Raw genomic sequence first — 7,626 nt, forward strand, 5'->3', positions numbered from 1 at the left:
CCACGTATGCGTTCAGCACGACCGCGGCATTACCTCATGTGCCGGCCCACTTACTTCGACGTGACCTACTCCATCAACCCGTGGATGGATCCGAAGAAACCCGTCGACACCCCGCTCGCCATCGCGCAGTGGGAGCAGTTGCGCAAGGTCTACCTGAGCCTCGGCCACACCGTCGAAACGATCGACCCCCTGCCGGGCCTGCCCGACATGGTCTTCGCCGCCAATGGCGCCACGGTCATCGACGGGCGCGCCCTCGTGGCGCGGTTCCGCGATGCCGAGCGCATCGCGGAGGGTCCGGCCTACCACAACTGGCTGCGCGACCACGGCTTCCCCGGCCTGCGTACGGCCGATGTCGTCAACGAGGGCGAGGGCGACTATCTGTTCACCGGTGAATGGCTCCTGGCCGGCACCGGCTTTCGCAGCGACCCCCGATCGCACGACGAAGCACAGGAGTTCTTCGGGCGGCCGGTGATCAGCCTGAGCCTGATCGACCCGAACTACTATCACCTGGACACGGCGCTCACCGTCCTCGACGAAAGCACCATCGCCTATTATCCGGCAGCCTTCTCCCCCGGCAGTCTCGCCGTCCTGCGGCGGCTGTTCCCGGACGCCGTCATCGCCACCGAGGACGACGCCGCGGTCTTCGGACTCAACGCGACCTCCGACGGCTACAACGTCGTACTGCCCCAGAACGCGACGGGCCTGGCCGGGCAGCTGCGAGGCCGTGGCTTCAACCCCGTCGGTGTCGACCTGTCGGAGCTGCTCAAGGCCGGTGGCAGCGTGAAGTGCTGCACGCTGGAGCTGCGTTCGGCCGACTAGAGCACCGGCGCCCCGCCATGGCCCCGGGGCCGGCCGGTCATTGCCACCGCGTGGATCACCCGATCCACGCGGCGGCGATGGGCTGCGGCGCGGCGATCAATCGCTTCCGCGGGCATGGAGGTTAGGCTAGCCTAATTCCACTGTTCCTTCCGGGTGTTGAGGCTCCTGGAACACGTACCCCGTGTGGGGATGGGAAGGGAAAGCCATGGAGCAGCCGGTGACCTCAGGGACGGCTCACGACTCCTCCGGCGCCAAGTTCGTCATCGTCGGCGTGTCGAACACGCCGACCGACTGGGCCCAGGTGTTCCGCTCCATCGTGAACTCCGATCTGACCATCGACGCGATGACGGTGCGGGGCAGCACTGTCACGCCGGCCGCCGCAACGGTGGCGGCCGCCCCCGAAGAGCAGCACGGGGAACCGATGCCCGACGGAGGCGACGGCCAGGACCGGACCTCCGGCCCGCGAGCCATGAGCACGACACCGCCGCGCGTACTGAACCTGAACGCGTACCTCATGTACGCACTGGGCAAGGCCGCACGACGCAGACTCTCGGAGAGACTGACGGCCTACGGACTGCGGCTGTGGCACCTGACCGTGCTGGCCTTGCTGGCCGACCTCGGCCCCCAGTCAAAGGTGGCCTTGGCATCCCGGCTGGACATGAACCAGAGCGACCTGGTCAAGATCGTCAACGACCTGGACAAGGCGGGCCGCGTCCACTGCGCCCGCGACCCCTCCGACCGCCGCCGCGTCATGGTGACGCTCACCCCGGAAGGCCGGGCGGCCCTGGCGCATCTCAGCGCCGACATAGCGTCCACCGACGACGACCTCCTGGCCCCCTTGAGCCCGGCGGAGCGCATCCAACTCGCCTCCCTCTTACGCCGCGTGCACGGCCACGTCGACCCGACTCCGGCCGGCGTCATCCATAAGGGCGCCGGCGTTCCCGCACACGACGCGGCCGACGCTTCCCACAAGCGGTCCATCGAGGACAGTCGCATCGACTGGAACCAGCCGGCCGAGCACATCGAGCGCCTTGTCCGCACGCGGTCCCACACCTACCCGAGCGCCTACACCCACCACAACGGCCGACGCCTCGAACTCCTCGCCGCCACTGTCTCCGCAGGCCGGTACGCCGGGATCCCCGGCGGCCTTGTCCACACCGAGGATGACGGCGTGGTGGTCGTCACCGGAGCCGAGGCCCCGACCGGCCGCAACGGCGGTCTCGTCGTCTCCCGCGTACGCACCGAGGACGGCTTGGAAATGTCAGCGGCCGACTACTTCCGCTCCACGGCCGGCCTCGTCACCCTCCACAACTGACCGGTGGCGAGCGGCGTCCGCATGCGCCACATCGTGGTGCGCGTCAGCATGTTCGAGTCGCAGCGTCCGTGGGCCGCAGGGCTCTCAGCCGGTCAATGACGCCCGGCCTGAACCGGATCGGCCGGATCGGCCGGGACAGCGGCGGTGCGCTGGAGGCGGGCGTCCAGCGAGTAGACGCCCGCGCCCGCGATGAGCAGGAAGAGGCTGCCGCACAGCTGGGCCAGGTCGGTGCGGGACTCGTGGATGAAGTCCCACCACCCCGATCTGCCGGTGAACAACGGGGCGTCGGCCCACAGAATGGGCAGCTTGGTGATCAACAGGGCGCCGAGCATGTTGACGATCATGGGGAGAGCGGCAAGCCGGGTGAGCAGCCCGGCCAGGATCAGCGCGCCGCAGACGATCTCGAAGAGCCCGTCGAGGGGCGCCAGCAGTTGCGGGGCGGGGATGCCGGCCGTGTCGAACCGGCCGGTCCCGAGCTCATCGGGATAGAGGAACTTCTGGATGCCCTCGAAGAGGAAGACCGCGCCGACGTAGAGGCGGATCAGGACGACCGCCGGGGGCGCGTGCGTCGCGGTCAGCGCTGTCTGCCAGGTGGTGAGCGGAGCCATGCGGGTTACCCCTTCAGATCGGGGGCGATCGGTCTCGATATCGTGCCGCGGGGCAGGGGAACTCGGTCGTTACGCGCACGCCGAGGCAGAGCGTGTCGCACGGTTGGTGCCGGCGCCGGCCGACGCAACCGCCTCCGGGACCCCACCGAGGCCCGCGCGCACGCCCTGACGCACGAAGGCCTTGTCGGCGCACTCCTCAGCATGAGGATCTAGCCGTGGCTAAAGGCCTCAACGGTCGGCCACTCAAAACGACGCTCGGCCGGAAACCCAGCCGAGCGTCTTCCCAAACCGGCCCGACGTTCCGTGACCTCAGTACTCCGGCGAGGAACCACCCTCAGGCGGAGGGGCCGGGCCATCATTCCGAGGTGGCGGGGCCGGAGCGTCATACCCAGGCGCCGGGACCGCAGGATCATCCGGACTGCTCCTCTTACCCGGATCCGTTCCGGGGCCCTGTCCCGGGTCCTGACCGACGCCCTGACCGGGGTGCTTCCCCGGGGCCTGGCCCGGATCAGTTCCGGGGGCCTGGCCCGGATCGTTACCGGGGTCCTGACCGACGCCCTGACCAGGGTCCTTTCCCGGAGCCTGGCCCGGATCAGTTCCCGGAGCCTGGCCCGGATCCTTGTCGGGAACCTGGCCCGGGTCCTTACCGGGAGCCTGGCCCGGAGCCTTATCGGGAGCCTGGCCCGGAGCCTTATCGGGAGCCTTACCAGGCTCCTTACCGACGCCCTGACCGGGATCCTTCCCCGGATCAGTTCCCGGAGCCTGGCCCGGATCCTTATCGGGGACCTGGCCCGGTTCCCTACCAGGAGCCTGGCCCGGATCCTTACCCGGAGCCTTACCGGGTTCCTGGTAAGGATCCTTACCGGGTTCCTTCCCTGGGTCCTTACCAGGGGCCTGGCCCGGGTCCTTGTCCTTCCCCGGATCGGTTCCGGGATCCTTCCCCGGGTCCTGGCCCGGGTCCTTACCGGGATCCTTCCCAGGGTCCTTGTCCTTCCCCGGATCGGTTCCGGGATCCTTCCCCGGGTCCTTACCGGGTTCCTTCCCAGGGTCCTTACCGGGTTCCTTCCCAGGGTCCTTGTCCTTCCCCGGATCAGTTCCGGGATCCTTCCCCGGGTCCTTACCGGGTTCCTTCTCCGGATCCTTACCAGGAGCCTGGCCCGGGTCCTTACCGGGATCCTTCCCGGGGTCCTTGTCCTTCCCCGGATCAGTTCCGGGATCCTTCCCCGGGTCCTTACCAGGAGCCTGGCCCGGGTCCTTGCCCGGGTCCTTACCGGGAGCCTGGCCCGGGTCCTTGCCCTTGTCCCTGTCCTCGTCGTGTTCCTTGCCCTTGTCCTTGTCCGGGGGCTTCTCCACTGGTCCCTGATGGGGCGGCGGCAGGACCGGGTACGGCGAGTCGGGCTTCTGGCCCTGCGGGGGAGGGACCTCGTGGTCGTACTTGCCCTGCACGTCTCCGCTCGGGCGCTCGTACCATCCCTTGCGGTCCTTGTCGAACATCGTGACGCTCTTCACCGGCTCCTCGGCAGGTTTGACCGCGACGATGTCGGTCGACTGGAACGACGACCACTTCTTGCCGCTGTACGTCTGCTTGCCGGTGACGGCGACCGGCGGGGCCAGGGGGTTGCCGCAAACGCAGCGGACGCGAGGTACGCCGCGGTCGTCGACCAGGACGGCCGTGCCGGCCTGCAGGACCGCCTGGTTGCTGGTGGGCGCGGCGTTCTTGTACCCGTAATTGGTGACCCGGGTGTCCCAGCCCAGGTGAACGGGCGTCAGCGACCGCAGGTAGGAGGGGATGTCGGGCTGCTTGATACCCAGGGGGTCGGCGAAGGCCTTGCCCTTGTTCGTGTGCTGCGTAAGGAACTTGATCTGCTTCTCGACGTCGCAGCTCGCGACGTTCCGCGTGCCCCCGTAAAGCCCCGGGTACGCACCGTTGACCGCGAGGGTGCGCGTGCCACTCGTGCCGCCCCCTTTCGACTTACCAGGGGTTACGGGCGTGACCTCGGCGTACTCGGTCTCCGTGGCCGTCGAGGGCGTGAACGGATCGGGGCCGGCCGCCGAGGCGGCCTGGAGGAAGACCTCTCCGCCGGCTGCCTGGTTCCCGCCCATGACGGTGAAGGCGAGGACCACCGCCGTCGCCATGACCACGGCGGTGCTCGCACTCAGTACGGTTCTGCGCGACCGCCACCCATGAGCCGACGCTTCGCGGCGCCGACCCGGCTCGCCCGGCTCGCCGCTGTCGGCCGGCGGACCAGGAGGCCCCTCGGGGGGCGGAGGAGGCCATGACGGCGGCGGCGGTGGCCCCACTGGTGGCGGAGGCCCCGTCGGCGGGGGCTGCTCATTCGTCGACCGACCGGACAGCGGACCGGATGGGGGGCCGGTGGGGCGCTCGGACGGAGGAGGCAGGGAACTCACGACACTCTCCCCCCGACGTAGGGCATCGGGAAAATGATGATTGTTCGCATACGTTCGCTCCTTCTAGCCATTATGGCCTCCACGGCCTGGAGGCGTGAATCATGGAAATTTGGCTCCCGTGAAAAAAGGTGAAGAGGCGGGCGGGGCGGCCCCGTCTCCTCACGAGCTGACGCGGATGGGACCACCTGCTGTGCGTGACCCCACGTCTTGAGTAAGCCCTGACCCGCATTCACGGTCATGTCGCGAGTTTTCGGGACTTGACACGGGACAGGGGTCCACTTCCGCGATGCGAGGACGCAGGAGCGGAGGAGCGGGAGAAGCGGAGAATCCGGAGGCACCGCGGTCAGCTCGTCGTGATCGGATCTGCGTGATCCGGGTCTCCGTTCCCCGGGCCGGGCCGGGAATCGACCCGCCGCGTCACGGCGTACGAGCGGGCGCGGCGAGCCTGGCCGGGGTCAGTACGATCCCGGCCGTCCGGATCCGGCGAGCGTCCTGGCCCGGGCCCAAGCCGTGGTACCGGGCAGGGAGTTCGTTGGCTCCCGGCTCCTCCCTCACGTCAGCCACCCGCTGCTGATGGGCGGAGGCGACGTGCACGCTCCGCGACGGGGCACGGCTCAGAGGCTCGTGCCCAGCTGCCAGAACAGCCGGTTCCCCAGGCATTCCGTCAGGTACGGAACGCCATCGGTATACCCCGAACCGTGCGCATCGCCGAGCATGCGCGCGGCAAGGCCGCGATGGGCCGACTTCCACCGCTGGTGCCGCCTTTCCAACCGGCTGAGCGCCGCGTCGAGGCGAGTCCACTCCGCCGGGCCGAAGCCTCCCTCGCCGCGGAGATCGAGATATGCCCGGGTAACGGTGTCATGGCCGGCGTCTTCCGCCTCGGCCCGTACGGCGGGCACACTCGTGAAGGCGGCCGAGCGCAAGCGTGAGGCGGGCGGAACACCGCACAGACTCTCGAACCGCTTGTACTGCTCGGACTGAATGGCGCTGGCACCTTGGGTGTACTGCCGGAAAGCGGAGAAATGCTCCGCCCGCATCGTGGCGACTGTGCGAAACAGTGCACCGGCGCGCTCGAACATTGCCACCGCGTGGTCTATTCGTTCCACACCTTCCCCCAGGTCCCCTGCCCGTATTGCCCCGATGGCAGCCTTCATGTCTGCGGCTATCGCGGTGAAGAGCATTTCGTGGGTCTGGAGGACCCGGATGAAAAAGTACTCGTCATGCAGTACGTAGACAGGCTGGACGGTGACGTCGAACCACCGCAGGGCATCCGTCGCCGGGGGCCGGGGCAGGTGATCGACGAGGTCCTCCAAGCGGGACTGGGGTGTGGACGCCCTCCTTGACGGCAAGTCGCCGGCCTCCGTCACGAACCGCAGGGCATGCCGCAACCGCATGCCCAGCGTCGCTGAATCCGGCCGGCCCCGAAAAACGGGCCCCTCGCGCGACCCGCCTGCCGCCTCGATCTCGAAACGAACGACGTCGGACATGAGCAGGATGGACATCCGGTCCGCACTCAACTCGGAATGCCGTTCGTTCGTGAGAAGCTCCAGGACCGGAAGCATGAGGTAGGAGCGATTCCAGAAACGCCCCTCGTGTTTGTCGAGCATGCAGTCGAGAAAGGCGTTGAGGAACTGGCGGTCCGTGGCATGCCGGTGCCGGATGTCACTCAACTGGACCAGCATTCGCTCCGGCAGGAAATGCTTCCCTGTCCGCCGCACGTGTTCCGTGACGGACCGGGCGAGGGAGATACCGTCGGATTCCAGCGGTACCTGATCGGCGGCCGCCCAGCGCTTGATCTCCCCAAGGGTCGACGTACGGGATCCGCACCTCTCCCGGAGCGGACACACGTAGCCTCTGGTCATTTCCCGCTTGCATCCCCTCCTGCTGTTTTCAGAAGTCATCGTTACTCGTCTCTCCCATGTCGTTGTGCGGCGGTTCCAGCGCAAGGACGATTTCCGGTCGACGGTCAGCCTCACGCTGTCCGAACGAGGTACTGGGTCCACTAGGCATGATCGAAAGACCGCACGTCATGTCTCGAGAATTCGTGTCTTGACAGGAGCCGGTGCGCTGCCGCGCGAACGAGCCGTATGAGGACGGCGACGCGACCAAGGTCGTCCTGGAGTACGTAGTCGTCGATGCCAACGGGACCCGGATGGAGTCGTTGACCACGGTGATCCGCACCTGGCCGCTGCCGATCCGCTGCGCGCTGTTCGCGATGAGCTGCTCGCCGGCACGGGGCGGCAGCCGGTCACGGCGTCGGCCACGCGCCAAAGGAACGGGGCGGCCTGGGCACGCCGGCGCTGTGCCCTTCGTGCCGCTCGACACGGCAGACGCCGGAGAGGCCGTGGGCCTCTCCGGCGTCTGCCGTGTCGGGAGCAGCTACGGGGCTGTCAGCCCTCACTTGCCGAGCTTCGCCTTCAGGTCCTCCATGATCAGCATCTTGAACACCTGCATGTACCGGGCAGCGAGCCGTCC

Annotated in this window: 5 protein-coding genes and 1 pseudogene; 3 read left to right on the forward strand and 3 right to left on the reverse strand. The window is 68.1% G+C overall.

Going from position 1 to position 7,626, the window contains the following annotated elements; genetic code table 11:
- The first annotated feature begins 6 nt into the window (after positions 1 to 6).
- Together ddaH and ACWDYJ_RS13015 are read left to right on the forward strand one after the other, a co-directional pair.
- Entirely contained in the window at positions 7 to 819 is an 813-nt protein-coding gene (ddaH, locus tag ACWDYJ_RS13010; protein WP_451565572.1) for a dimethylargininase, read from the forward strand.
- Positions 820 to 1,036: 217 nt separating this feature from the next.
- Positions 1,037 to 2,134 carry a winged helix DNA-binding protein gene (locus ACWDYJ_RS13015; RefSeq protein WP_451565573.1) on the forward strand — a complete coding sequence of 366 codons (1,098 nt, stop codon included), beginning with the start codon at positions 1,037 to 1,039 and terminating at the stop codon, positions 2,132 to 2,134.
- A gap of 92 nt (positions 2,135 to 2,226) precedes the next feature.
- On the opposite strand, the gene ACWDYJ_RS13020 is transcribed toward ACWDYJ_RS13015, so the two are convergent.
- The 3 genes from ACWDYJ_RS13020 to ACWDYJ_RS13030 form a co-directional block, all read right to left on the reverse strand.
- Positions 2,227 to 2,742: a DoxX family protein gene (locus tag ACWDYJ_RS13020; protein ID WP_451565574.1), complete on the reverse strand. Its 516-nt coding sequence runs from the start codon at positions 2,740 to 2,742 to the stop codon at positions 2,227 to 2,229.
- 309 nt (positions 2,743 to 3,051) lie between these two features.
- Complete coding sequence (locus ACWDYJ_RS13025) at positions 3,052 to 4,878, reverse strand: DUF6777 domain-containing protein (RefSeq protein WP_451565575.1); 1,827 nt, start codon at positions 4,876 to 4,878, stop codon at positions 3,052 to 3,054.
- 887 nt (positions 4,879 to 5,765) lie between these two features.
- Entirely contained in the window at positions 5,766 to 7,013 is a 1,248-nt protein-coding gene (locus tag ACWDYJ_RS13030; protein WP_451565576.1) for a tryptophan 2,3-dioxygenase family protein, read from the reverse strand.
- A 200-nt stretch (positions 7,014 to 7,213) separates the two neighbouring features.
- On the opposite strand from ACWDYJ_RS13030, the pseudogene ACWDYJ_RS13035 reads away from it, so the two are divergent.
- Positions 7,214 to 7,626, forward strand: a pseudogene (locus tag ACWDYJ_RS13035) (hypothetical protein); the annotation flags it as partial.

Source organism: Streptomyces sp. NPDC003042, from assembly GCF_053591315.1.